23 protein-coding genes and 1 pseudogene are annotated in these 25,807 nt (G+C 62.6%); 10 read left to right on the forward strand and 14 right to left on the reverse strand.

Features of this window, described 5'->3' with window-relative positions; genetic code table 11:
• Positions 1-803: 803 nt before the first annotated feature.
• On the reverse strand, positions 804-1,973 hold the full coding sequence (locus tag ASB57_RS26420) for a zinc-dependent alcohol dehydrogenase (protein WP_057656463.1): 1,170 nt from the start codon (positions 1,971-1,973) through the stop codon (positions 804-806).
• 211 nt (positions 1,974-2,184) lie between these two features.
• Here ASB57_RS26420 and ASB57_RS26425 point away from each other — a divergent pair, with 211 nt between their 5' ends.
• The gene (locus ASB57_RS26425) at positions 2,185-2,685 is read left to right on the forward strand and encodes a ferritin-like domain-containing protein (RefSeq protein ID WP_057654866.1); all 501 of its coding nucleotides are present in this window, start codon (positions 2,185-2,187) and stop codon (positions 2,683-2,685) included.
• 54 nt (positions 2,686-2,739) lie between these two features.
• Here ASB57_RS26425 and ASB57_RS26430 read toward each other — a convergent pair whose 3' ends face one another.
• A complete protein-coding gene (locus tag ASB57_RS26430; RefSeq protein ID WP_231755261.1) occupies positions 2,740-3,609 on the reverse strand; it encodes a LysR family transcriptional regulator in 870 nt (289 codons plus the stop codon).
• 287 nt (positions 3,610-3,896) lie between these two features.
• On the opposite strand from ASB57_RS26430, the pseudogene ASB57_RS31400 reads away from it, so the two are divergent.
• Positions 3,897-5,005, forward strand: a pseudogene (locus tag ASB57_RS31400) (porin).
• On the opposite strand, the gene ASB57_RS26440 reads toward ASB57_RS31400, so the two are convergent.
• Positions 5,006-5,983, reverse strand: a complete 978-nt coding sequence (locus tag ASB57_RS26440) for a LysR family transcriptional regulator (protein ID WP_057654868.1) — start codon at positions 5,981-5,983, stop codon at positions 5,006-5,008.
• Between the two features lie 229 nt (positions 5,984-6,212).
• On the opposite strand from ASB57_RS26440, the gene ASB57_RS26445 reads away from it, so the two are divergent.
• The 4 genes from ASB57_RS26445 (at position 6,213) to ASB57_RS26460 (ending at position 11,356) form a co-directional block, all read left to right on the forward strand.
• Positions 6,213-7,184 carry a tripartite tricarboxylate transporter substrate binding protein gene (locus ASB57_RS26445; RefSeq protein WP_057654869.1) on the forward strand — a complete coding sequence of 324 codons (972 nt, stop codon included), beginning with the start codon at positions 6,213-6,215 and terminating at the stop codon, positions 7,182-7,184.
• Between the two features lie 100 nt (positions 7,185-7,284).
• Positions 7,285-9,045, forward strand: coding sequence for a gamma-glutamyltransferase family protein (locus ASB57_RS26450; protein WP_057654870.1), 1,761 nt, complete (start codon positions 7,285-7,287; stop codon positions 9,043-9,045).
• 47 nt (positions 9,046-9,092) lie between these two features.
• Complete coding sequence (locus ASB57_RS26455; RefSeq protein ID WP_057654871.1) at positions 9,093-10,034, forward strand: dihydrodipicolinate synthase family protein; 942 nt, start codon at positions 9,093-9,095, stop codon at positions 10,032-10,034.
• Positions 10,035-10,081: 47 nt separating this feature from the next.
• Entirely contained in the window at positions 10,082-11,356 is a 1,275-nt protein-coding gene (locus ASB57_RS26460) for an FAD-binding oxidoreductase (protein WP_057654872.1), read from the forward strand.
• An 85-nt stretch (positions 11,357-11,441) separates the two neighbouring features.
• Here ASB57_RS26460 and ASB57_RS26465 read toward each other — a convergent pair whose 3' ends face one another.
• The 8 genes from ASB57_RS26465 to ASB57_RS26500 form a co-directional block, all read right to left on the reverse strand.
• Positions 11,442-12,845 (reverse strand): NAD-dependent succinate-semialdehyde dehydrogenase, encoded by a 1,404-nt coding sequence (locus tag ASB57_RS26465; protein ID WP_057654873.1) that lies wholly within the window; start codon positions 12,843-12,845, stop codon positions 11,442-11,444.
• Between the two features lie 94 nt (positions 12,846-12,939).
• The gene (locus tag ASB57_RS26470; protein WP_057654874.1) at positions 12,940-13,752 is read right to left on the reverse strand and encodes a helix-turn-helix transcriptional regulator; all 813 of its coding nucleotides are present in this window, start codon (positions 13,750-13,752) and stop codon (positions 12,940-12,942) included.
• 92 nt (positions 13,753-13,844) lie between these two features.
• A complete protein-coding gene (locus ASB57_RS26475) occupies positions 13,845-14,585 on the reverse strand; it encodes an SDR family oxidoreductase (protein WP_057654875.1) in 741 nt (246 codons plus the stop codon).
• A gap of 26 nt (positions 14,586-14,611) precedes the next feature.
• Entirely contained in the window at positions 14,612-15,733 is a 1,122-nt protein-coding gene (locus tag ASB57_RS26480) for an alkene reductase (RefSeq protein ID WP_057654876.1), read from the reverse strand.
• A gap of 25 nt (positions 15,734-15,758) precedes the next feature.
• Entirely contained in the window at positions 15,759-16,451 is a 693-nt protein-coding gene (locus ASB57_RS26485; protein ID WP_057654877.1) for a type 1 glutamine amidotransferase domain-containing protein, read from the reverse strand.
• Between the two features lie 91 nt (positions 16,452-16,542).
• Entirely contained in the window at positions 16,543-17,148 is a 606-nt protein-coding gene (locus ASB57_RS26490; RefSeq protein ID WP_057654878.1) for a TetR/AcrR family transcriptional regulator, read from the reverse strand.
• Between the two features lie 125 nt (positions 17,149-17,273).
• Positions 17,274-17,951 (reverse strand): DJ-1/PfpI family protein, encoded by a 678-nt coding sequence (locus ASB57_RS26495; RefSeq protein ID WP_057654879.1) that lies wholly within the window; start codon positions 17,949-17,951, stop codon positions 17,274-17,276.
• Between the two features lie 226 nt (positions 17,952-18,177).
• On the reverse strand, positions 18,178-19,044 hold the full coding sequence (locus ASB57_RS26500) for a LysR family transcriptional regulator (protein ID WP_057654880.1): 867 nt from the start codon (positions 19,042-19,044) through the stop codon (positions 18,178-18,180).
• 227 nt (positions 19,045-19,271) lie between these two features.
• Here ASB57_RS26500 and ASB57_RS26505 point away from each other — a divergent pair, with 227 nt between their 5' ends.
• Both ASB57_RS26505 and ASB57_RS26510 read left to right on the forward strand, forming a co-directional pair.
• Positions 19,272-19,925 carry a hydrolase gene (locus tag ASB57_RS26505; RefSeq protein ID WP_057654881.1) on the forward strand — a complete coding sequence of 218 codons (654 nt, stop codon included), beginning with the start codon at positions 19,272-19,274 and terminating at the stop codon, positions 19,923-19,925.
• A 130-nt stretch (positions 19,926-20,055) separates the two neighbouring features.
• Positions 20,056-20,724, forward strand: a complete 669-nt coding sequence (locus ASB57_RS26510; protein WP_231755262.1) for a cupin domain-containing protein — start codon at positions 20,056-20,058, stop codon at positions 20,722-20,724.
• Between the two features lie 54 nt (positions 20,725-20,778).
• Here the strand turns inward: ASB57_RS26510 and ASB57_RS26515 are convergent, their stop codons facing one another.
• Positions 20,779-21,531: an SDR family NAD(P)-dependent oxidoreductase gene (locus ASB57_RS26515; protein ID WP_057654882.1), complete on the reverse strand. Its 753-nt coding sequence runs from the start codon at positions 21,529-21,531 to the stop codon at positions 20,779-20,781.
• Positions 21,532-21,726: 195 nt separating this feature from the next.
• Between ASB57_RS26515 and ASB57_RS26520 the strand changes: the two genes are divergently transcribed.
• Positions 21,727-22,479, forward strand: a complete 753-nt coding sequence (locus ASB57_RS26520) for an IclR family transcriptional regulator (RefSeq protein WP_255361997.1) — start codon at positions 21,727-21,729, stop codon at positions 22,477-22,479.
• A 14-nt stretch (positions 22,480-22,493) separates the two neighbouring features.
• Here ASB57_RS26520 and ASB57_RS26525 read toward each other — a convergent pair whose 3' ends face one another.
• Together ASB57_RS26525 and ASB57_RS26530 are read right to left on the reverse strand one after the other, a co-directional pair.
• Positions 22,494-23,465: a tripartite tricarboxylate transporter substrate binding protein gene (locus ASB57_RS26525; RefSeq protein WP_057654884.1), complete on the reverse strand. Its 972-nt coding sequence runs from the start codon at positions 23,463-23,465 to the stop codon at positions 22,494-22,496.
• Positions 23,466-23,503: 38 nt separating this feature from the next.
• Entirely contained in the window at positions 23,504-24,646 is a 1,143-nt protein-coding gene (locus tag ASB57_RS26530; protein WP_057654885.1) for a mandelate racemase/muconate lactonizing enzyme family protein, read from the reverse strand.
• 170 nt (positions 24,647-24,816) lie between these two features.
• Here ASB57_RS26530 and ASB57_RS26535 point away from each other — a divergent pair, with 170 nt between their 5' ends.
• Positions 24,817-25,776, forward strand: a complete 960-nt coding sequence (locus ASB57_RS26535; RefSeq protein ID WP_057654886.1) for a LysR family transcriptional regulator — start codon at positions 24,817-24,819, stop codon at positions 25,774-25,776.
• The last annotated feature ends 31 nt before the right edge of the window (positions 25,777-25,807 follow it).

Below are 25,807 nucleotides of genomic sequence, written 5' to 3' on the forward strand. Positions count from 1 at the left end.
ACCCGACCCGCCACCGCCGTCGATATGTGAGCCCATCTGGCCACCGTTGCCGGGCGTCCCGCCCGCGCCAGGCGTGGCCAAGTCGGTGCTGTATCCTCCCGCGCCGCCAAAGCTCTGCGCCTGTGCGCAAGGAGCCGCGACCGCGGCGAAGGCCAGCGCGCTGGCGATGGCCAGGGAGAGCCGACGGCGCCGGGGGAATGCGATGGAAGAGGAAAGTCGGGAAATGGCTTGATCAGCGTCGAGGCGGAAAGCCGACGTGCTGGTAAGAGACGGATGCATTTGTACGACGGACGAGAACGCCGCGCAGGCCAGGCCCGCTGACAAAAGAAACCAATAAACGGCGCGCGTTAGGGGGATATCGACGCAGGATCGACGCGGATGGTGCTGCGCGAGAATAATCCGAATCGTGGATAAATTGAAATCTTTTGTTGTAAACGCACGTGCTCAGCATTCCGATGCCACGTTCATGGCAGAGACTTCACCGTGCCCGGTGCTGTTGGTGCGCAAAAGGTCAACGGTATCGCGTCAACGCGTCATAACCCTGGGCGACAGCGAGCGCGGGGGGCGCTCCAAAAGATCAGATATATCAGGCCGCGGCGCCTTTTTTTCTTTGAAGGGCGGGCACGTGCCAGGACGTGCGCGACAACTGGCAGCAAACTCGGGGCTTTACCTAAATTCCCGCTTACCCTCGTGCGGGACCGTAGCGCCTTGTACGGTGGGTGGCCTTATCGCCTGCGCGGCGGTTTTCACAGCCGCGTACGGCCGTCCTGCTTTGCGCAACTTCTGTGCCGGGCCAGGGTGAGTTATGGCGTCAGCACCACCTTGATGCAACCATCGTCCTTGTCCCGGAAGGTTTTGTACAGATCCGGGCCGTCTTCCAACTTGGCGCGGTGGGTGATCACAAAAGACGGATCGATCTGACCGTCGACAATACGCTTGAGCAGGTCGTCCGTCCAGCGCCTGACGTGCGTCTGGCCCATGCGCCAGGTCAAGCCTTTGTTCATGGCGGCGCCAAAGGGAATCTTGTCTATCAAGCCACCATAAACGCCCGGGACGGACAGGGTCCCCGCCGGGCGGCAGACGTAGATCATTTCGCGCAGCACATGAGGCCGGTCGCTTTCCAGCATGACCGCCTGCTTGGCCCGATCCAGCATGGAATCTACTGACCGCCCTGCGTGCGATTCCATACCGACGGCGTCTATGCATTTCTCCGGACCTTTGCCCTGGGTCAGTTCGCCCAGGCGGTCCAGCACGCTTTCCTCATCGAAATTGATTGTGGTGGCGCCCGCCGCGCGCGCCATGGCCAGGCGTTCTGCGACCCGGTCGATGACGACCACTTGGCGCGCACCAAGGATCAGCGCGCTTCGTATGGCCATCTGTCCTACCGGACCGGCCCCCCAGATCGCCACCGTATCGGTGGGCTGGATGTCGCAATTCACGGCGGCCTGCCAACCCGTGGGAAAAATATCTCCAAGAAACAGAACCTGCTCGTCGCTGAGCTGCTCCGGCACCTTCACATGCGTGGTGTCGGCATAGGGGACGCGTACATATTCTGCCTGGCCGCCCGCATAGCCGCCGGTCAGGTGGCTGTAGCCAAACAGCCCGGCGGTCGTATGTCCAAAGACCTTGGCGGCATCTGCGGCGTTGCGATTGGTGCGCTCGCAGACCGAGAAATTGCCCCGCCGGCATTGGTCGCACTCGCCACATGTGATGGTGAAGGGGATAACGACGCGGTCGCCTTTGGTCAGCATTTTGACTTCTGTACCGGTTTCCACCACTTCCCCCATGAACTCGTGGCCCATGATGTCGCCGTGCTTCATGCCGGGCATGAAGCCATCGAACAGATGGAGGTCCGAGCCGCAAATGGCGCAGGCGGACACCCGCAGGATCGCGTCGCGGGGCTCTTCGATGATCGGATCATCGACGTTATCGCACCGAATATCTTTCTTGCCGTGCCATCGTAGTGCTTTCATGGGATCGTCCTTCAAAAGCGCGCCTCAGGGGTGGCGCATGCGGACGCAACACGGCAATCGTCGTGCCCTGCATCAGCTAAACAGGCGCGCCATGAACAGCGCCGGCACGACTACTCTTCCGTCGCTCCAAGCCGGATCCGTGCTGTGCCAAGGCATACGCGTTGCGCGTGTTGGCCGCGCTGTCCAGCGCTTCAACCACGGGAGATCGAAAATGCCAGCAAAGACTTTGGAAGACCTATTCATCCATGCGCTGTCCGACGTCTACAGCGCGGAAAAGCAGTTGACGAAAGCCCTGCCCAAGATGGCGAGAGGGGCCACCAACCCGGAACTGGCCGGAGCGTTTCAAACGCATCTGGAAGAAACGCACGGGCAGATCGAGCGAATCGATCAGGTCGTGGAGGCGGAAGGATTGAAACTGAAGCGCATCAAGTGCGCGGCCATGGAAGGGCTGGTGGAAGAAGGCGGGGAGGTGATCGAAGAGTTCGAGAAGGGGGCGGTACGGGACGCCGGCCTTATCGCTGCCGCGCAGAAGGTAGAGCATTATGAGATTGCCACCTACGGCACGCTATGCGCGCTTGCAAAGCACCTGGGCCTGAAGACAGCGGCGAAGCTGCTCCACGAAACGTTGCTGGAAGAGAAAGCGACGGACGAGAAGCTTACGAAGTTCGCCCAGATGGACATCAATGAGGCGGCCAAGGCTGCCAGCAAGTAAACGTGGCTGGGGGGCTTTGGCCCTCCTGCCTCCTGGCGATAGCTCTTGTCTGCCTCAAAAACAATCCGCGAGAAACCGCAGGAACGCCTGCGTTCTTTCCGGCGTGCTCCGCGATGGCAGCAACGCATACAGCGGGATGGCGGCCATTTCCCACTCCGGCAGCACCTGTTCCAATCCGTCCCTGCGGATGGCGTCGCCCATCGCATCAAATAACGGCAGCGCAACGATGCCGGCACCCGCGACGGCCAGCCGGTACAACACGCCGCCGTTATTCGCACTCAGACGGCCACGCACGGGAATCGTCTTTTCAGTGCGGCCCCGGCGCAGACACCATCCCGCCCGGTGGTCCTGGATAGGCAGGCGCAGGCAATCGTGTTTGGCCAGATCCGCGGGCGCTTTCGGGCGGCCGCGCTTGTCGAGATAAGACGGCGCCGCATACATCCCGCAGTCCATGGTCGCCAGATGGCGCGCCACCAGGGTCGAGTTCGGTTGCCGGCCAAACCGCAACGCGATATCGAAAGGGTTGGAGATCGGGTCGACCGCGTCGGACCCCACGGAAATTTCGCACAAGATGTCGGGTTGCGTCTCACCAAACGTCCGCATCACAGCGGGCAGAAGCATATGCGCCAGTAAACCGGGAACCGAAACGCGCAGAACGCCTCGCGGCTTCGACGCCAGTTCGAGCAAGGTCTCATGCGCGCGGCGCATACGGTCGATCAGCTGCCTGCAGTACTCGTGATACGCGTCGCCTTCATCGGTAAGGATAACGCGGCGCACGCCACGCTTGATCAGGTCAACGCCTATCCGGTTTTCCAGCGTACGTACACGTCGCGCCAGCGTCGACGCCGGCATGGCCAGCCTGGCCGCGGCTCGTCCAAAACTTCTTTGCTTCACCACCTCAACGTACAGCGCGATGTCATTCAAATGCGAACTCATCGAAAGGATTCTAACGGCGATTGAAAGCATCTGTCGGAAAAGAAGGCAATGTAGTTATTGGCATAAAGCGAAAAATGCAACGCGTATGTGCGCCATCGAAACGCCTTGCCAGCGCGCTTCCCACGGTGGATTTGTTTATGCGCCACTCGTGGAAAACAAAAATCCAGCAGTGTTTCTTCCCGCCAACTTTCGACTCCCTGACACTGCCGCCTCTGTGTCCTGTTCCTGGGTCCCTACGTACAAGACCCACAGGCTGCTACTTTTTGGGAGTATTCATGATAAAGACAGTGCTTGCGGGCGCGGTGCTCGCCGCAACCTCCGGTGTCGCGAACGCCGCTGATACGGTCACGCTGTATGGACGTATCGATACCGGTATCGGTTACGAACAGGTCAGGGGAAACGGCTTCAAAGGCAGCCGCATCAGCGAGGTCAACGGCGTCAATAGCGGCTCGCGATTCGGCTTGCGTGGCATCGAAGACTTGGGCAACGACCTGCAGGCGGTGTTCGTGCTTGAGAGTGGCTTCACTGCAAGCAATGGGCAATCCTCACAAAGCAGCCGCCTCTTCGGCCGCCAGGCCACGCTGGGCTTGCAAGGAAAATCCTGGGGCAAATCGAGTTCGGCCGTCAGACCAACATCGGTTCGAAATACCTGGGCCCGGTCGACCCCTTCGGCGCCAGCTTCAACCTTGCGCATTTGGGTACGACATTCAGCGCGGCCGCCACGATGCGGCTGGACAACCAGGTGCTGTATCAAAGCCCGTCATTCGGCGGCTTCTCCTTCGGCGGGGGCTACTCCTTCAATGCCGACGACAAGAGCAACGCCAGTACGCCGAATTTCCAGACCAGCGACAACAATCGGGAAACCAACTTTGGTGTTCGATATGCCAGCGGTCCTCTGTACGTGACCGCGACGTACGACCGTCTGACGCCGACCAACTCCGCGGTCGGCGGCCAGAGCGATGCCCGCATCCAGCAGGTGGCGCTGGGCGCGACGTATGACTTCGAGGTCGTGAAACTGCACGCCGCCGTCGGGCAGACGCGGGACGGCTGGTTCGTGGGGACCAGCTTGGGCACCACGCCGGACGGCTATACGTCGACCGGTTCCTTCCGCCTGGCGGACGGCTTCAAGGCGACGTCGACGATGCTGGGGTTCACCGTCCCCTTCGGGCGCAGTGACATCTTCGGCTCCTGGCAACGGGCCGACCCGTCCAATGACAAGCTGACCGGGGACGCCAAGACCACCAACATCTATGCTCTGGGCTACAAATACGACTTGAGCAAACGTACGAACGTCTACGCGTACGGCGCTTACGGCACTGACTACGCTTTCCAGGATGGCTTGCGCGATCTGGCTTTCGCGGTGGGCCTGCGTCATATTTTCTAGTCAGACGGGCGTGTCCAGCGCCAGCCGCGCATGTGGCCACTGCTGCGTGCGCAGCATCCGCCGCATCATTTCGATCAGCAGCGTGCGCACCACGTTTGCGGCAGGGCGCGTGATGGCATTGGTGGACATGCACACGTAGAGGTCCCGCTTCAGCGGCATGCCTTCGATCGCCCGGAAGTGGAAGCCACCCGCTTCCACTTCCGAACTGGCCAGGGCGGCCCAGGGCAGGATGGCCCAGCATATGCCGGCCTTGACGCAACGTAGCGCCACATTGACGGACGCGGCCTCGGCCACGACCCGGTAGGGAATGGACAGTCCTTTGCAAAGGTGATCGACCTTGTCCCGGATGGACGAGGGCGCGCGCGGCAGGATGAAGGGCAGGTCGGCGAAGTCCGCGACGGTCAGGGGCGTATCGTCCTGGGCCGTCCCGGGGCCGATCAGGAGCATCTCTTCGGTCACCACGTGCAGCGCGTCGAAGGTAGGCGTGCCGCTTCCGCTCAGCCCGTTCAGCCCGCCCGCCCCACCATGGCCGACATCCGCCAGGATGGCCACATCCACCTTCTGACCCGCGATCAGCGCGGTCAACGCGTCGGGCGCATCTTCGACGATGGTCAACGTCAACTCAGGATGGGCCCGTGCCAGCACTTCCAGCAACAGCGGCGCCAGCAGGGGCGCCTCGCTGCGCGGCATGCCCAGCGTGACCGACTCCGGCAGCCCCAGGTCGTGGGTGTTGACGGCCGCCTCGGCCAATTCCACCTGGCGCAGGATGACTTTGGCGTGCTCATAAAGAATGCTGCCGGCCGGCGTGCACTGAACCCCGCGGGCCTCCCGTATCAGCAGCTTCACCCCAAAGTGCAATTCCAGATTCGAAATATGGTGGCTCAGCGACGACTGCGAGACATGCAGCGCCGTGGAGGCCGCCGTCATATTGCTTAGCTCGACGATCTTGGCGAAGTAGCGGAGTTGCCGCAGGTCCATAGTGTTTTCCCCTAGGCCGTAGCCACGAGCCATGGCCCGTGACCCGGCGCTTCCTCTCAGGAAGCCCCTTGTGGCCGGCCGCGATGGAAATTCTCGATGCCGGCATGAAGATTTCATATTTGTTGTGGGTCTGGCTTGGCCGCATAGTGTCGCCAGAGCCCGTCGTGCCGCATGGTCGATGCGACAGCAAGGCTCATATTAAAGCTCGGGCTTGAGCCCGCAAGGGGAAATGATGAAACGACTGATCCATACCGCGGTCCTGGTATGCGCGGCGGCATTCGGCTGCGCAGCGCAAGCCCAGGGTTATCCCGATCGTCCCATCCGCATGCTGGTGGGGCAATCGCCCGGGTCGGCGACCGACGTGGTGGCGCGCATGCTGGCGGCCAAAATGGGCGAATCGCTGGGCCAGTCCATCGTCGTGGAAAACCGGGCCGGCGCCGGCGGCGTGGTGGCCGCCACCTCGATGGCGCACGCGGCGCCCGATGGGTACTACATCCTGATGACCACTGCCTCGCAGACCAGCCTGGCGCCTTCCCTGATGAAGGAAGTTCCTTACGATCCCTTCAAGGACTTCACGTACATCGCGCCCGCCACGGACGTGGCCATGCTGCTGGTGGCCAGTCCGGGCAGCGGCATCAAGACTTTCCAGGACATGATCGCCAAGGCCAAGGCCGCGCCGGGCAAAATCAATTTTGGCAGTTCAGGTTTGGGATCCGCATCCCAGCTGTCCTTGGAAATGGTCACGCAGCTGACGAACATCCAGCTGGCCCACGTCCCCTATAAGGGGTCGGCGCCGGCCATCACCAGTGTCGTCGCCAATGAAACCAGCTTGCACGTGAATGCCTTGGGAAATCTGATGCCCCTGGCCAAAGCGGACAAGGTCGTGCCGCTGGCCGTGCTGACCGATCAACGCAATCCGCAAATGCCCGATGTGCCTTCGCTGACCGATTTGAAGCTGAAGATGCCCCGCGTGCCGGCATGGATAGGCCTGATCGGGCCGGCCAATCTACCGCCGGCCATCGTCACCAGGCTGGCTGACGCCATGCACAAGGCGCAGGCCGATCCCGACATCAAGCAGAAGTTCACCGACCTGGGTTTGCTCGCCTTCGAAGGCTCTGGCGCGGATTTCAAGCAGCGCGCTCAGGAAGATGGCAAGGTCTGGGGCAAGTTGATGCGGGATCGCGGAATCAAGGCCGAATAAGGACGCGCACGCTTACCGGCGCCGGGCTATGACCCCGGGGCCGACGGCGGCGTTCGTACCGCTCCACTCATAAAACAAGACAGCCCAAGGACACCGTTCCATGCCTATCGATGCATTCTCAACGACCGAGCATATCCAGCAGTCGCCCTTCCTGGCCCATCGCACGCTGGTCGCCGCCACCCGCCATGCCGCGTCGGCAGGCCATTATCTGGCGTCGCACGCGGCCTTCCAGATCCTCGAAGCGGGTGGAAACGCGGTCGATGCCGGTGTGGCGGCGGGTCTGGTCATGGGCGTGGTCCAGAGCGACCAGGTCAGCGTCGCCGGGGTGGCGCCGATGATGATCTACCTGGCGAAGGAGCGGCGGCTGGTCACGATCGACGGTCTTGGCACCTGGCCGGCGGCGGCGACGTGCGAGTTCTTTGCCAAGGAATACGGCGGCGTCGTGCCGGAAGGTGTCCTGCGCACGGTGGTGCCCGCGGCGCCGGCCGCCTGGATACAGGCTTTGCGCGACTACGGCACCATGAGCTTCGGCGAGGTCGCCAGCGCGGCCATTCGCTTCGCGCGCGACGGCTTCGTGATGTATCCCTTCCTGGCCTTCTGGATCGAGCAGTCGCAGGAGAAATATCGGCGCTGGGGTTCCAGCGCGGAGATCTACTTGCCGAATGGGCAACTGCCCAAGGTCGGTGACCTGTTCGTGCAAACGGATCTGGCGCGGTCGCTGCAGTACATGGCGGATCAGGAGCAGGCACGTGGGGGCAGCCGGGAGGACGGCCTTAAAGCGGCCCATGACGCCTTTTATCGCGGCGACATTGCCCAGGCCATCCTCAAGTTCCACAGGGAAGAGGGCGGGCTGCTGAGCGCGGCCGACCTGGCCGGCTATCGTCCCCAAGTCGGCTCGCCCCTGAGCGCGCGCTTCGGCGACATGGATGTCTATACCTGCGGCTACTGGTGCCAGGGGCCGGCCTTGTTGCAGTCGCTGGAAATTCTCAAGAACGTGGACCTGGCTTCGATGACGCATAACTCCGTGGAGTACGTGCATCACGTGGCGGAGGCCCTCAAACTGGCTTTCTCGGATCGCGAGCATTATTACGGCGATCCGGATTTCGTGGCCGTGCCGCAGACGCAGTTGCTGGATCCGGCCTATGGACTGCTGCGGCGCGAGCTCATCGACGCGCGGCGCGCATATCCGGGCATGCCGCCGCCCGGGCGCATTGACGGCTTCCCGCTGGACTTCGTATCGCCGGCCGTAAGCCGGGGCGATCCCCCGCCGCCGTCGGACACGTCCTATGTCTGTGTGGTCGACCGCCAGGGCAATGCGTTTTCCGCGACGCCCAGCGACCCATCCAATGACACGCCGGTGGTGCCGGGTACGGGCTTGTGCCCGTCTTCGCGCGGTTCGCAATCGCGCGGCATTGCCTCGCATCCTTCCAGCGTGGCGCCAGGTAAGCGGCCCAGGCTGACGCCTACGCCGGCGATCGCCATGCGCGAAGGCCGGATGGTGATGCCTTTCGGTACCCCGGGCGGCGACGCGCAGGTACAGTCTATGTTGCAGTACCTGCTCAATGTCAGCGTGTACGGCATGGATCCGCAACAGGCCATCGAGGCCCCACGTTTCATTACCTATAGCCATCCGGATTCGTTTTCGCCGCATGGCTACTATCCGGCGCGCCTGTGCCTGGAGGGGCGCTTTCCGCAAGCGACGGGTGACGCCTTGGCGGCGTTGGGGCATGATGTCCAGTGGTGGCCGGACTGGATGTGGAAGGCGGGCGGCTTGTGCGCCATCCAGTCCGACATGCGGACCGGCATTCATCGAGCCGGCGCCGATCCCCGGCGCGCGGCGGCGTATGCGGTAGGGTGGTGATGCCGCGCCGGCTGCAGCGTTTGTGGAATCGATAACGAGGATACGTCATGAGCGACAATATTTTTACCGGCACCATTCCTGCATTGATGACGCCGTGCAAGGCGGATCGGCAACCCGATTTCGACGCACTGGTCAAAAAGGGCAAGGAATTGGTCGACATCGGCATGCGCGCCGTCGTCTACTGCGGTTCGATGGGCGACTGGCCTTTGCTGACCGAAGCGCAGCGCCAGGAGGGCGTGGCTCGCCTGGTGGCGGCTGGGGTGCCGACCATCGTCGGCACGGGCGCGGTGAATTCAAAAGAGGCCGTGTCGCATGCCGCCCACGCTGCCAAGGTGGGCGCGGATGGGTTGATGGTGATTCCTCGGGTGCTGTCCCGCGGCGGCTCGGTCGCCGCCCAGAAGGCGCATTTCACGGCCATCCTTGAAGCCGCGCCGAAACTGCCGGCGGTGATCTACAACAGTCCCTACTACGGCTTCGCGACTCGCGCGGACCTGTTCTTCGAATTGCGCCGGCGCTCGCCGAATCTTATTGGCTTCAAGGAATTCGGTGGCGCGGCCGACATGCGTTACGCCGCTGAAAACATCACGTCGCAGGATGACGATGTCTTGCTGATGGTCGGGGTGGACACGCAGGTGTTCCACGGCTTTGTGAATTGCGGCGCCGCGGGCGCGATCACCGGCATCGGCAATGCGCTTCCCCGTGAAGTCCTGCAGCTCGTCGACTTGTGCCGCAAGGCCGCCAAGGGCGATGCGGTGGCGCGTGTCCGTGCGCAGCAGCTTGAAGCGGCGCTGGCTGTGTTGTCGTCCTTCGACGAAGGCTATGACCTGGTGCTGTACTACAAGCATCTGATGGTCTTGAATGGCGACAAGGAATATGCCTTGCACTTCAACGAGACCGATGTGCTGAGCGATAGCCAGCGCCGTTATGCCGAAACGCAGTTCGCGCTGTTCCGGACCTGGTACGAGAACTGGTCGGCGAGCGTCAAATAACGGTACAGGTCGATGCTCAGATAGCCGTTTAGATCTCCGCAATTGCAATGGCCGTGACCGTCACCAGGCAGGATATGGGTTCTTCAGATAAAGTCGTTGTCATCGGTGGCGGCATCGTGGGTCTGAGTTGCGCGTTTCACGCGCGCCGCCTGGGTGCGGACGTCACCGTCATCGACCCGGATGAATCCACTGCCATGGCAAGCTTCGGTAATGCGGGCATCCTGGCGGTGAGTGATTGTCTTCCCATAGGCAATCCGCAGCTGCTGCTTTCCCTGCCGAAGCTCCTGCTGTCGCGCGATGGTGGCCTGCGGATAAGGTGGCGATACCTCGCTTCCCTTGCCCCTTGGTTGCTGAAGTTCACTGCCGCGAGTCTGTCGCGCGATCTCGAAACCAGGGCGCTTGCGTTGCGGGGCCTGCTGGCACTGGCGTTGGCGGATCACCGCAAGATCGCCGAGGCTTCCGACGCCGCTTACCTGATTGAAGAGGCAGGCTGGATCAAGGCCGCGGAGACGGAGCAGGCATACGCCGCGGCGGAAGGCGAGCGTCGCTTTCTTCAAGACCGGGGTGTAAAGCTGTCGCCACTTGCGAAGGCGGACCTGCGGGAATACTTGCCCGGTTTCCCGAATGTGTTCGCCAAGGGTACGCTTTATTCGGACTGCGCGCAGGTCAAGGATCCCGGCGCATACATTGCCCGCATCCGTGCAGCGCTGATGGCGGATCAAGTGCGCTTCGTCAACGCACGGGCGAGCGGTTTCGAGTTTTCCGAGGGTAAGGTCGCCGGCGTTCGCACCGCCACATGTGTTGTCAAAGGAGGCCGGTTCGTGCTGGCTGCCGGTGCATGGTCGAAGGGGCTGGCCGCGCAACTCGGCGAAAGCGTAAGCCTTGATACGGAGCGTGGATACCACGCCATGTTGCCCGTTGAAGGTCGCGCCATTTTGAAGGCGCCGTTGTTCTGGCAGGAGCGCTCTATCTGTTTGACGCCACAGGTCGAGGGGATACGGGTAACGAACGGCGTGGAGCTGGCGGACCTGCGTGCTGCTGCCGACTTCGGTCCTCTGGACCGGACCGTCGCCGCGATCCAGAAGATCGTCCCTGCCCTGGGTAGCCGCACCGCAAGCCGCTGGCTGGGCTTTCGTCCGTCCACGCCGGACTCCTTGCCCGTCATCGGCCCCGCGGCGCGCCATCCCAATTGCCATCTGGCCTTCGGCCACGGCCATCTTGGATTGACGCTCGGCCCCGTCACCGGCCGCCTCGTCGCCGAGGCGATGTCAGGCATGCCAGCCGGAATGGACATGCGGCCTTTCTCACCCGGCCGGTTTTGAATGCGCTGCGGCTTGCATTCGATAGAGAGCAAGCCGCCATGTGCATCCGGGATCCGTCCCAAGAAGGCAGGATCAGCGCTGCCTGTCACCCGACGAACTTGGCCCAGACGGCCTGCGCGTTGGTGAACTCGCGCAAGCCGAAGTGCGACAGCTCACGGCCATAGCCGCTTTTCTTGACGCCACCGACGGGAATACGTGCGTTGGTCGCGGGGAAGCCATTGATGAACACGCCGCCGGTTTCCATGCGGCGGGCGATACGTTGGGCACGCGCCACGTCGCTGGTCCACAGGCTGCCGCCCAGGCCGTAGTCGCTGGTGTTGGCCAGTTCAATGGCGTGCTCGGCATCTTCCGCAACGGTGATCGCGGCGACCGGGCCGAAGGTTTCTTCATCGAAGGCGGCCATGCCGGGTTTGACATCGGCCAACACCGTCGGCGCATAAAAGTTGCCAGGACCGTCGATCTTGTGGCCGCCGAGCAGCAGGGAAGCGCCCGCGTCCAGGGTGCGCTGGACTTGATTGTGCAGCTCGTCACGCAAGTCGCCGCGCGCCATGGGGCCCAGGTTGTTCGATGCGTCGAGCGGATTGCCCGTCTTCAACGACTTGGCAGCCGCGACGAATTTTTCCGTGAATTCGGCCGCGATGGATTTCTCGACGATGAAGCGCTTCGCCGCCAGGCAAACCTGGCCGGCGTTCTGAAAACGTGCCTCGATAGCCGCCTTGACGGCCAGATCGATATTGGCATCGGCCAGGACAACAAAGGCGTCGGCGCCGCCCAGTTCGAGCAGGCTCTTCTTGAGTGCCTTGCCAGCCAGCGCGGCAACCGCGGATCCGGCACGCATGCTGCCGGTGAGCGTGATGGCGGCAACGCGCGGATCGTCGATGACGTGCGCGACGGTGTCATTGTCGGCATTCAGATTGGCGAAGAGGCCGGCGGGAAACCCTGCGATCTCATGCAGGCGCTGCATCGCGTACGCCGCGCCCATGACGTTGGGCGCATGCTTCAGGATGAATCCGTTGCCGGACAGCATGATGGGACCGGATGCACGGATCACTTGCCACAGCGGAAAATTCCACGGCATGACGGCCAGGATGCTGCCGACCGGCAAATAGGAAACATGAACCTGGTCGTCCCCATCCACGGAAACGGGCTCGTCCGCGAGGATGGCGGGGCCGTTGTCGGCGATCCAGTCGATGGTAGCCGCGCATTTCGCGACTTCCGCTCGGGCCGCGGCGATGGTCTTGCCCATCTCGGCGGTAATCAGGCCAGCCAGGTTTTCCGCATCTTGCCGCATCGCGTCGGCCAGACGGCGATAGGTCGCGACGCGTTCCGCCATCGGGGTTGCGCGCCACAGCCGATAAGCCGATGCGTTGTCTTCCAGAAGGCGTTCCACTTCCGCGGGATTCTGGAAGGCATAGGTGGCGATCAGTTCGCCGGTGGCGGGATTGCGGGAAACAGCGTTGGAAGCGGGGTTGGTATTGGTCTGCGACATGTGTTTGCCTCTCAAGGTGGAAGTGTCGTGTTCAAGAACTGCTATGACGTCACTTTAGGCAAACACGGCCATCGCAAGAAGGCGTCTTGTTATCCTATGACTCGCGGTCCCTGTCAGGCGTGGTCGGTGTGGGGATGTAGGTCACCAGCGACAAATCCGGCCGGCCGGCCGGCGTCAACGCCACATAGGTGAAAGCGGTAATCTCGCCCGAGGGCAGGCGCATCCGTTTCGCGCCTTCGTCGAATCCCTTGACCTCGGTGTCTTGCCACCATAGGCGGAACTCCGGGCTGAGTTCGTTCAGCTCGGCAATCAGGCTTTCGAAGGGGGCCTTGTCCAAGGCTTGCGCCCGCGCGGCGCGGAAGGCGGAAATCATGCCGCGTGTCATCTGCTCCCAGTCCAGGATGCGGGTGCGATAGGGCGGATAGAGGAACAGCAGACGCAACGTATTGCGTTCATGCGGCTGCAGCAGACCGTAGTCCACGAACATGTCGGCGATCTGATCGTTCCAGGCCAGGATGTCCAGGCGCGTGTTGCGGATATAGGCCGGCGCATGGATGGCGCGAACCAGCAGCTCCAGGCCTTCGCTAGGGCGTCCCCCGGTGGCGGCGGCTGGTGCTTCACGGGAAGACAGCGCGAACAGGTGCCGGGATTCGATCTGGTCCAGCTTGAGTACCTTGGATATCCTGCGCAGCGCGTCGGATGACGGCTGGATTTCCCGGCCTTGTTCCAGCCAGGTGTACCAGCTGACGCTGACGCCGGCGAGCACCGCGACTTCCTCCCGGCGCAGGCCCGGCGTGCGTCGCGAGCCCTTTTCCAGCCCATATTCCTCGGGTTGGAGTCGCGCGCGCCTGCTGCTGAGAAACGTGCCCAACTCGCGTCTTTGTTCAGGAGAAGGTCTGCCGGCCATTTAATACTCTGCTTGGGGGATTATCGGGATAGGATACTGCCCGACGGCCAGGATACATCGGCCGCCGGGGTCCAGACCCGGCCGCCGGTGTATCAGAACTCCTGCTTGGTGGGGCGCAGCACGATCTCGTTGATGTCCACGTCCGCGGGTTGCTCGATGGCGAACGCAATGGCGCGGGCGACCGATTCGGCGGGAATGGCGCTTTTATAGAAATTCAGCACCGTGTCCGCGGCGGTGCCGGTCGTACTGTATTTGAGGTCGCTGTCCACCGCGCCGGGTTCGATGGAGGTGACGCGGATCTTTTCACCTACCTCTTGGCGCAGACCTTCGGATATTGCCCGCACCGCGAACTTGGTGCCGGAGTAAACGGTACCGCCCGGCGCGAAGACCTTGACGCCGGCGACCGAGCTCAGGTTGATGATGTGGCCGCTTTCCTGTGCGGTGAAACGCGGCAGTACGGCCGCGATGCCATAAAGCGTGCCTTTCAGGTTCACGTCGATCATGGCGTCCCATTCGTCGGTATTCACCTCCGCCATGGGTCGAATCGGCATCAGGCCGGCATTGTTGATAAGGACATCGAGTTTGCCGAAGTCTTTCTCCACCGCGGCGACGACGGCTTCGACCTGGGTTTTCTGCGTCACATCGAGTTCATAGGACCGGGCTTCGCCGCCGGCGGCCGTGATGGCGGCCACCACCTCGTCCAGCTTGTCTTTGCGCCGTGCGGCGACCGCGACCTTGGCGCCACGGGCGGCGAGATGCCGCGCCGTCGCGGCGCCCAGTCCGGTGCTGCCGCCTGTGATCAGGATGACTTTGTTTTCTATACCGTTATTCATGGGAGAGCCTTTATGAGAGGAGAGGTTTATGCGTAGGCCGGATAATCCGTGTAACCCTGCTGCGCGCCGCCGTAGACGGTTGCGGGATCCAGAGGCGCGAGAGGCCAGCCATTGGCAATGCGTTGCGGTAAGTCGGGATTGGCGATGAAAGGGCGGCCGAAGGCGATCAGGTCCGCCAGGCCCGTGTCGAGCAGTCGCGCGCCGCGTTCGGCGGTATAGCGGCCGGCATAAATGATCCTGCCGCTGAACGTGTCGCGTACTGCGCGCCGAAATTGCTCTGGCAGATCAGGCGCGTTATCCCAGTCGGCTTCGGCGATTGAAACGTAGGCAGCCTTGGCTGCTTCCAGCACTCTGATGGCTTCAACGTATGTCTGTTGCGGGTCTTCTTCGACCAGGCCGATATAAACCCTGTCCTGATCCGTGCTGGTGAATAGCGGCGTGAAGCGCACGCCAAGTCGATCCGGTCCGACCTCCGCCGCAACGGCATCGACGATTTCTCGTAGAAAACGCAGCCGATTCTGTAGCGAACCGCCATATTCGTCGTCACGTTGATTCGCGTGGGCCGATATGAATTGATTGACCAGATAACCATTGGCGGCGTGGATCTCGACGCCGTCGAACCCGGCGGCTATCGCGTTCCTTGCGGCTTGGGCGTACTGCGCAACCAGGTCCTTGATTTCGGCAACCGAGAGTGCGCGAGGTTCAGGCGGTTCGACCAGCATGCCGATGCCTGGCGCCGTTTGAATGAAAGCCTTGACCTTCTTCGCCTGTATGGCGGACGGGGCCACAGGCGCGCCACCGTCCGGTTGCAGGGCGGTATGCGATACGCGACCGACATGCCACAACTGGGCGAAGATGATGCCCCCGGTCGCGTGAACCGCGTCGGTGACCTTGCGCCACCCTTCGATCTGGGCTTCGCTGTAAATGCCTGGCGTCCAGGCATACCCCTGGCCGCGCGGTTCGATCTGAGTCCCTTCGCTGACCATGAACCCCGCACCGGAACGTTGCTGGTAATACGTGGCCATCAGGTCGGTCGAAACGTCGCCGGGTTGGGCACTGCGCTGCCGTGTTAGCGGCGGCAGCACGATGCGGTTCTTCAGTGCGTGGCGCCCTAGCGTGACGGGCTTGAACAGCGATGGATATTGCATGGGTACACCTTGTGTGTGGAGATACTCAAGCTTGATTGGCGGCGGCGAGTTGCTTGACCAGCAGGGTCGCGGCGGCGGCGGAGGATGCGGGGTTTTGGCCGGTAATCAGAAGGCCATCGCTGACGACGTAAGACGCCCAATCGTCGCCGCGCGAATACTTGCCGCCCTTGGCCTTGAGTTCGTCTTCCACCAGGAACGGCACCACGTCGGTGAGCTGTACGCCGTCTTCCTCGGTATTGGTGAAGCCGGTGACTTTCAAGCCTTCGACGAGGGGCCTGCCGTCAGGCTTCTTTGCGTGGCGAAGTACGCCCGGCGCGTGGCAGACCAGGGCGATCGGTTTGTTCGCCGCGAGGAAGGATTCAATCAGCGCGATCGAATGCTTGTCTTCCGCCAAGTCCCAAAGCGGGCCATGGCCGCCGGGATAGAACACGGTGTCGAAATCGGCTTGATTCACGCTATCCAGACAGACCGTGGCAGCCAGCTTTTCCCGTGCTTCCGCGTCGGCCTCGAAGCGGTGCGTCGCGGCGGTCTGGAAGGCGGGCTCGTTGCTCTTGGGATCGAGCGGCGGCTGGCCGCCCTGCGGCGAGGCCAGCACGATGTCCGCGCCGGCGTCCTTGAAGATGTAATAGGGGGCGGCCAGTTCTTCGAGCCAGAAACCGGTCTTGCGACCCGTGTTGCCCAGTTGGTCATGCGAGGTAAGGATCATCAGGATCTTCATGGTTTTGCTCCTTGAGTGAATAAATAGACCGGTCGTCTAGTGTTGTTGCGTAAAAAAGCACTTCCAGGGAAGTGCGGTACCTATCCTCGGTTCAGCGGGACAGGTGTAGGGTTTGGCGGGTGGCCGCCATGGCGGTGTCGAATGGCTGCATGTCGCGGACGATCTTCACCATGACGCTGGCGCCCAGCCAAAGTTGGTACAGGCTCTGAGCCGCAACCCGAGGGGAGGAATCGATGGATAGCGAACCCTCGGCCACGCCTGTTTCTATCGCGGCTGCCAAGCGATCCACGATGCCGGCGGTCCCTTTCTTGAGCGCCAGGCGCATGGCCTCCGACAAATCGGCGACTTCAGCTCCAAGCTTTACCGCCAGGCATTTGCCCTGGCAGTCGAAGAAGGACTGGGTGTCTTGCCAATCGGCCCAGTACTTCATCAGCCGCTGAGCCATGTCCAGGCCGGGGGTTGCCAACGTTGCGTCCAGCTCCGCCAGGTAGTCATCAAAGTAGCTTTCGAGCATTGCCACGCCGAAAGCGTCCTTCGAACCGAAGTAGTGGTAGAACGATCCCTTCGGCACGTTCGACGCCGTAAGAATCTCGTTGATGCCGACCGCTGAAAAGCCCTTCCCGGCCATGATGCGTTGGCCATTGGCGAGGATGCTGTCACGGACTTCGTTGGTTTCGGTGGTCGCTGCGGTGTTCATGGGCCGTAATGTAGCAGCGATTAGACCGGTCGTCTAGTGATCTGTGGAATTTATTTAGGCTAGCTGGGTGGCGGGCGGCGATCCTGGCCCGGCAGGGATGATGCCGCGCATTCGCGCAGCGATCTCTAGCCGTTGAGATTGGCCGCGGCTGCCTTGACCGCGGCTTCGCGCCGCGCGCGGCTTTCGGTTGCCGCGGAAAGACAACGCTGCACGATGTCGGGACGTGAAGTGAAAGGCGTGCCGCCGGGGAAGGGCGGCGCGGGGTCGTATTCGATCTGCAACTGGATCTGCTCGGCGGTCGCCTGATCCAGTACGTTGGCGACGACCAATAGCGCCATATCGATGCCCGCGGTGACGCCGCCTGATGTGAAGTACTTGCCGTCTATGGTTGTGCGGTCATCCACCGGCTGGGCCCCGAACTCGGCCAGGAGATCCCGTGCCATCCAGTGGCAGGATGCGCGCCGTCCTTGCAGCAGTCCGGCCGCGCCGAGCAGCAGGGACCCCGTGCAGATGCCGAACACCCATTTTGCAGTGGCAGCCTGAGCTCTGACGAAATCCACCCACAAAGGGTCTTCCAGCGCCGCGTCCGTTCCCGGACCGCCCGGCACAACCAGCAGATCGCAGGGTTCGGCTTCCGCCACGGTCGTGGTCGGCGCCAGCCCCAGACCTCTATCCGAACGGACGTTTCCAGGCGCCTTAGCGACAAGCTCGCATTGAAAGCCGGGCGCACGAACCAGAACTTCGTAGGGCCCCGTCAGGTCCAGTTGCGTCACACCTTCGAACAGCACAAAATTCACGCGCATTGCTGCACTCCTCATGGTGAGACGGCCTGCAGCGGCCGCATAGAGTCGATTCGGGCGGTACGTTCAGTTGTGGATAATAGTAATGCGGGCTTAGCCCTATTTGGATGTCGTGCGTGGAGTCGGTCGTTCCGATCGTCTTCGCTGCTGTGGCCGTAGCAGATGGCATAGGTAAGTCCGCGCTGGAAGGTATCGAGCGGGAGCGCGTCGGGGGGCTACCTCGATAAGCCTACCGGTCGTAGCATTCAAGCAGCAGTTCAGTCAGAACCCGGACCTTTCGTGCCGGATGCGGGCCAGGTGGACGGATGACGTAGATCCCTGCTGGCGGTGGGGGATGCCTTGTCATGACCGGAACAAGCGTACCAGCTGCGATGTATTCGGCGGTGAGGTAATCAGGAAGCGCCGCAACGCCCAGCCCGGCTGCCGCGGCGACGGCGAGCGCGACACCACTGTCCGCCTTGAAACGTCCCTGCGGGCGAACCGTGATGACCTTGTCGCCATCCACGAGCTGCCACGCTTCCGTGCCTTGCATGAGGGCTTGGTGCGCAATCAGCTCCTCCGGCGTCTCCGGCGATCCATGGGCTTTGACATAGTCCGGGCTGGCGACGAATTTTCCGTATAGCGGGCCGACACACCGCGCGACCAGGTTGGAGTCCTGCAAAAAGCCGACCCGGATCGCACAATCAAAGCCTTCGCCGATAAGATCCACAAAGCGATCGCTGTATGACGTTTGAATATGAAGCCGCGGATGTTGTCGCGCAAATTCCGCCAGCACGGGAGCGAAGTGCTTGGGACCGAACGACACTGGCGCGGAGACGCGCAAACGACCGCGAAGCTCACCTTCAGGCAGGATCGCATCCTTGGCAGCATCGACTTCCGCGCAAGCCCTGGCTGCATGATCGCGGAACGTGGCTCCGGCCTCCGTCAGCGCGGCCCCGCGCGTGGACCGCGCAAGCAGTTGGATGCCAAGTTCCGCCTCGATCCGCGCGAGCCGGCGACTGACGATAGATTTTGAGACGCCCATTCTGAGTGCCGCGGACGAAATGCCTCCCGCATCGGCGACTTCCACGAATGTCTCCAGATCCTCGATATTCATTGAGTGTTCCCTCGTCCGCAAGGTGGTGCCACCGGGAATGGTACAGCGTGCCACCCGCAACCCGCATAACGGCTGCGTTCCTGTTTCTGCGACACAGCTCATCGCGGAATGGCGCTATCGAATCGAATGGAGGATGCGCACAATGGGGTCCAGGAAAGCGGCGCCGCGGGCGCCATCTTTCCTTCAGAAATCCCATCCCGCCCATAACGGCAACAGAGGAAATGCGCATGAATTTTCGTAACGGCCTTGATTCGCTTCTACGTCCCGAAGCTTCGGTACTCGTTCTTATCGATCACCAGCCTTACCAGCTCGCCAATCTGAACAGCCACGACCCTCATGCTGTGGTCAATGCTTCGACGGCATTGGCGAAGTCGGCCAAAGCCTTTGGCGTGCCGACAATCCTTACGAGTGTGGTCGCGGATCGTGGCGGCCTCATCTTCTCCCAGATCACCGATGTATTTCCCGGTCAGGAAGTCATTGACCGTACGTTCATCAACACCTGGCAGGACAAGAAGGTAGTGGACGCGGTCAAGGCGACAGGCCGGAAGCAATTGATCATCGCGGGGCTGTGGACCGAGATCTGCGTTGCGATGCCTGCGATCCAGGCGCTCGGTGAGGGCTGGGACGTCACGGTAGTGACTGATGCGTCCGGCGGCGTGTCGGTCGAGGCGCACGAAGTCGCCATTCAGCGCATGATACGCGCCGGCGCCAATATGATGACCTGGATGGCCGTGGCCGCGGAATGGCAGCGTGACTGGGCACGGACGGAACATGCCGCTGATCTGACCGAAATCCTGAAACAACACGCCGCCGGCAGTGGCATCGCGTACATGTGGGAGCAACAACTGCTCAATACGCCGGTACCGAAATCCGCGGCTTGATTTAGTAAAAGGGCTGCGGCCTGCTCTCGCACGGAGCCTGCCGCGGCGCATCTTCGGCTTGGATCGACAGTCCATCGGCTATGCTTGAATCAAATTCCCCTACGGGCTTTGCCATGCCAGGATGTAGCGCATGGACAGCCAGCATCGGCTTCCTATGGCGGAAGTCAGCATCAACCTGGAGAGAGTGACCATGGCTGATAGTGATCGCCGGAAATTCATGCGTGTTGTGTCCACACTCGGCCTCGTCAACGCTGGCCTTTCGTTGACGGCAGCCGATGCGATCGCCGCGGGCGGCACGCCGGATAGCTTCATCCTGCAGAAGAATGACTGGGTGCCGAACAATCCGCGTCTGCCGGTGCTGCACTATGCCGCGATACTGAAGCCAGGCGATATCGACGCGATCGCGTCTTCGTTCGAAGAAATCGTGGCGAAAAACGGCTGGCCCGCCCAGTGGCGCAATGGCATATACGACTACCACCATTACCACTCGACCGCCCATGAAGTGCTAGGCTTCGCCGGCGGCTCGGCGGAGTTGATGCTGGGCGGGCCGGACGGCAAACGGGTCAAGGTTCGCGCGGGCGACGTGGTTGTCCTGCCGACGGGTATTGGCCATTGCAAGCTTTCGGCAACGTCGGATTTCCTGGTGGTCGGCGCCTATCCGCCTGACCAGAATTTCGACATCTGCCGAGAAGCGCCCACCGCTGCAATGCTGGAAAGAATGGAAAAGCTGCCGTTCCCGAACAGCGACCCGGTATCCGGAAAGGGCGGCCCATTAACCCGTCTGTGGCAACAAACATGAATCCCCGACGCGCCGGGTGAGGTCATGGACTGACGAGTTGACCGCGCGGTGCCCTCAGAACTGCACTCCGCGAGTCAACCCCCCATCCAGAATCAAATTGGTCCCGGTGATGAAACTCGCGGCGGGGCTGGCCAGGAATACCGCGGCGCGCGCGACTTCTTCGGGGCGCGCCATCCGGCCCAGCGGATTGGCGGCCAGGCATTGCGCGAACAGCTCGGGGGAATCGCGCTCGATCTGTCCCCAGACGCCGTCGGCGAAATACACATTCCCCGGCGACACCGTGTTCACGCGTATCCGTTCCGGCGCGTGGCGGACGGAAAGCGTCTTGCCATAATGGATCAGCGCCGCCTTCATCACCCCGTAAGGCTCTGCGAACATATCGACCTCGCGGCCGGACACGCTAGATATCAATACCACGGCGGCTTTCTGCGAAGCGCGCAGCAGCGGCACGGCGGCATTCACTGCATGCACGGTACCCAACAGGTCAGTTTCGAACGCGCGCCGCCACGCCTCGATCTCACCGCCTCCTGCCAACGCGCTGACGTTCGCGACCACGACGTCGATACCGCCCAATTCGCGGGCCGAGTCCTGCACCCACCGCTGCATCTGCGTCGCATCGGTCACGTCGACAGCCGTTCCCGTCGCCCGCGCTCCGAACCGGGTTTGCGCTTCCTCGATGCCCGCCGCGTTGCGTGCGCAGTAAGCCACGCGTGCGCCTTCTTCAAGAAAGCATTCAACAATGGCGCGGCCGATGCCGCGCGAGCCGCCGGTAACCAGTACTTTGGCGTGTTGCAGATCCAGATTCATGTCAGGGCTCCAGTCGACGGATAGGGGATGCCTGCGGGTCATTGGATAAAATCCCCGAAGACAGTGGCGCGATGGCCTGTAGCGCGTCGATTCTAGGAGCGCCCGGGGCGCGATAATCCAAGCCGGAAGTCATTGCCCCGTAAAGTTTCACCCTCCCGAACTAACGGGACGAATCAAGCCTGGATCCAAGGAAGAATGAGCCCAAACCAAGCACCGACATCGCCCGTTCAAGCAAGCTTCAACGGCATTCAGTCAGTGGAGCGTGCCATGCAGCTGCTGGACGCATTGCGCGCACTGGGTGGCAGTGCCCGGCTTACCGAACTGGCAACGCAATGCGGCATGGGCAAGAGCACGGCGCATCATCTGCTCGACACCCTGGTTGGCACGGGACACGTCGAGCGTACCGGCCGGCAGTATTGCCTGGGCGCACGCCTGACGTTGCTGGCGGAACATCCTGCGGATGCGCTTACGCAGAAGCTGCGACGCGCGTTCGCGCCCGCATTGCGTGCCTTCGCCGACATGACCGGACAAAACTGCTTCCTCGCCATCCCGGGCGGCACGCGCAGCTATCTGACGCTCGCGGCCCTGGACGGGCAGGGCGAGTCCTTACAGCTACCGCGCGATGAGCGCAGGGACGCGCTGCTGACGTCCGCCGTCGGCAAGATATTCCTCGCCCATGACGGGCAGCTCTTGCGCCGGTTACGGCGCAGCGATGCCATCGGCTCGACACTGGAAGATGAACTCGCGCGGGTGAATGCGCAAGGCTACGCCCTGGATATCGGCGCGTCCGCCCCGAACCTGAACTGCGTCGCCTTACCCCTGCGCGTGCGCGGCCGCGTGGTCGCGGCACTCAGCGCGGGTGGCGCCGCCGCGCAACTGGGCCCGCGCCAGATGCGCGCCGCCGCCAATCGCGCCATGCGCGAGCTATTCGACGTCATCAAGATGTGACGAACAAACGGCCATCAGGGATGGATATCGGCCTTCTTCGCGATCTCCGTCCACTTCTTGATTTCACCCGCGATGAAATCGGTGAAAGGCTCCTTGCCGCCATAGACTTCCGCGCCTTGCTGGGCAAAGAACGTCCGGGTCTCGGGAAGTGCAAGGATAGCGTCGAGTTCAGTGCGTAACTTCCCCAATACTGGAGCAGGGACATTGGCCGGCATCGTCAGCCCGAACCAGCTGACGGCGTCGTAGCCCGGGACGCCGGCCTCGGCAACAGTGGGCACGTCAGGCAGCAAGGGCGCGCGATGCCCGGACGTCACCGCCAGGGCCCGCAGCTGGCCGGACTGCAGATAAGGCAGTGCGGCCGGTAGCGCCGGAATGCTCAAGCGGACCTGGCCGGAGATGGTGTCCATGACCGCCGGCGCCGCGCCCTTGTAAGGCACGTGCAGCATATCGGTGCCGGATTTGTCGGCAAGCAGGGCGCCGGCCAGATGCAAAGGACTGCCGACGCCGCCCGACCCATAAGAGATCTTGCCGGGCTGGGCGCGCGCCGCGTCCAGCAGGTCTTTCAAGGTATGCAGATTGCTCTTGGGGCTGACAGCCACCACCGCGGGCGTCGTCACGATCAGGCGCAGATGCGTGAAATCCTTCAATGGGTCGTAGGGCGTGTTGGTGCCGATGGCCGTCACCATGGAAAACGAAGTGTCGACCAGCATCAGGGTGTAGCCGTCGGGCGCCGACCTGGCCACATAGGCCGCGCCGATGACACCAGATGCCCCGGTACGGTTTTCCACGATGACGCTCTGGCCCATGCGCTCGGTCAGTTTCTGCGCGATGAAACGCGCGGTCTGGTCGCTGGCGCCGCCAGGCGCGAAAGGGACGATGATGCGTAGAGGATGGTCGGGATAGCCTGCCGCCAGGACGGGCGAGCTTGCCAGGAGGGCGGACAGAAACAGTATCGCCCTGGCCAAGGCGGTTTTCATGGTGGTCATGCTTGTCTCCTGCTTTTTATTTATAGGCACCGATGCAATCAGATATGGTGGCGCTTCACCAAATCCCAGTCGATATCGAAGCCGAAGCCAGGCAAGTCATTCAGATGCAGATGGCCGTCACGCAACTGCGCCCGTTCGGTAAACAGGCGGGCCCACAGCGGGTCACGGTTCTCGTCCACGAACACCTCCACGCAATCGCCGTTGGGAGCCGATGCCGCCAGATGCCCATGGATATGGGGATCGTGATGCGTGGCCATCAATACGCCGTGTAGATGGGCATACGCCGCCACACGCAGCCATTCCGTGATGCCGCCGGACCGGGTGGCGTCGAATTCCATATAGCGCACCCCGCCCAGGTCGATCAGGTCCCGGCACGCCCAGCTGTGCATCTCCGATTCACCGCTGGCCAGTGCGACATGGGTGTGCTGCGCCAGGCGGCCAAGCGCACGGACCGAGTCGTACCAGTGCAGCGGCTCTTCAAACCAATGAATATCGTAGGGTTCGAACGCCCGGATGGCCGCGATGGCCTGTGGCAGGGTGTAGGCACAATTGGCATCGACCATAAGCATGGTGTCGGGGCCGATGGCCTCGCGCACTGCTCGCACCCGCTGCACGTCCACGTCCAGCGCCATGCCGCCCACCTTCATCTTGACGCCGTTGAAGCCCTGGGCAACGTATCCCGCCATTTCCGGCGCGATGGCCAGGATGTCTGCCCCATCCTGGTAGTAGCCCCCCGTGACGTAGGCTCGGATGCTCTTGCGTTCCCCGCCCAGCAGACGCCACACCGGCAGGCCGGCGGCCTTGCCCTTGATGTCCCAAAGCGCGATATCGATGCCGGCCAGCGCCGCCAGCATCGCGGCTCGCTTGTCCGGGCCGCCAACGTCCGGCAGCTTCAGCTTGCTTATCGTGCCGGGAGATTGCGTCGTCAAGCCGAACAGGTCGGCCCATATGGCATGCTGGGACAAGGCGTCGCGGCCATGCAGGTAGTCACTTAGTTCGGCCACGATTTCAAGGACGCGAGGCATATTGCGGCCGTGCAGCGTGGCCAGCCCGGTCGGCCCGTCCTCGGTCGTTACCTTGACGATGATCTGGCTGCATTTATCGATGACTTCGTTGCTGACCCAATAGCGCGCATGCAGGGGGATGGTCAGCGCGTACGCTTCGATTTTTCTGATTTTCATCGATGTCTCCGGTTTTCTGGGGGATCACTGCCTGCGGGAACTATAGGAGTGTGGAAACGGCCTGGCGCTGCTGAATCTGCATAGCGGTTATGCCGTTCTTGCTTGGGGAGCCATGGTGTTCGCTAGAATCGCCGGGAAAGAGGGCATAAGCCCAGGCGAGAGGAGACGGAATGAACTCTGACGAACTGGCGCTGTTCGCCAAGGTCGCGCGGCATCGCAGCATTTCAAGCGCGGCCATCGAATTGGGCGTGGACCAATCCACGATCACCCGCCACATCGGGCGGCTGGAGCAGGACGTGGGGGTGCGCTTGTTCTTCCGCAATGGGCGCGGCACGGCGCTGACGGAAGGCGGGACGGCGTTTCTTCGTGCGGCGCAAAAAGTATTGGATGCCATGGATGAGGCGCAGCGCGTCGCGCACGCCCTGACTCATCAGGGCCCCGCGCGGCTGGTGATTGCCGCACCGCCCACCATCGGCAGCGTCATCTTCAGCCGCCTGGCGGTGGGCTTGCATGCCAGCTTCCCCGCCACGGCGCTGCATTTCGTCGAGGACATGGGGAGCCGGGTGATCAAACTGCTGACTGATGGGCATGCCGATATCGGCCTGGCCTACGCGCCGGCGCCGACGGCGCTGGCTTGGGACAGCCTGCGGTTGACCGAGGCTATCTATCTGGTGGGCCCCGTCAGCGCCGCCCCCTTGGGGCCGGCCTTCCCGGCGCAGCGGCTGGGTGAGTTGCCTTTGGTCTTGCCGACCACGTCGTACGGCGTTCGCATGCAGGCCGAAATGCTGGCTCGCACGCTGGATATCCACCTGGACGTGCGGGTCGAGTGTGACGCGGGCAGCGCCACGTTGACGCGCATGGTCATGGACGGCGCGGGCTACACCTTGATGCCGTATTCGGTGGTGCGCGACGAGATCGCGCAGGGACGCCTGCAGGCCGCGCCGCTGACGGGACCTGCGTTGACGCGCGGGATCGTCCTGGCGATGGCGCGCAATCGGGATACGTCCGCCGGGTCGTGGAGCGCGCTGCAGGCCGTGCGGCGCATCGTCGTCGAGTCCGTGCGCGAAGGGGCTTGGCCTGGCGTCAGCGTTGACGAAGACGACGCGGGGCCGCCTTGTGAAACGCGCTGAGCGGCGACCGCCTTGGTGCTCGACGGCGCCG

The organism is Bordetella sp. N (assembly GCF_001433395.1).
Taxonomy (GTDB): Bacteria; Pseudomonadota; Gammaproteobacteria; order Burkholderiales; family Burkholderiaceae_B; genus Bordetella_C.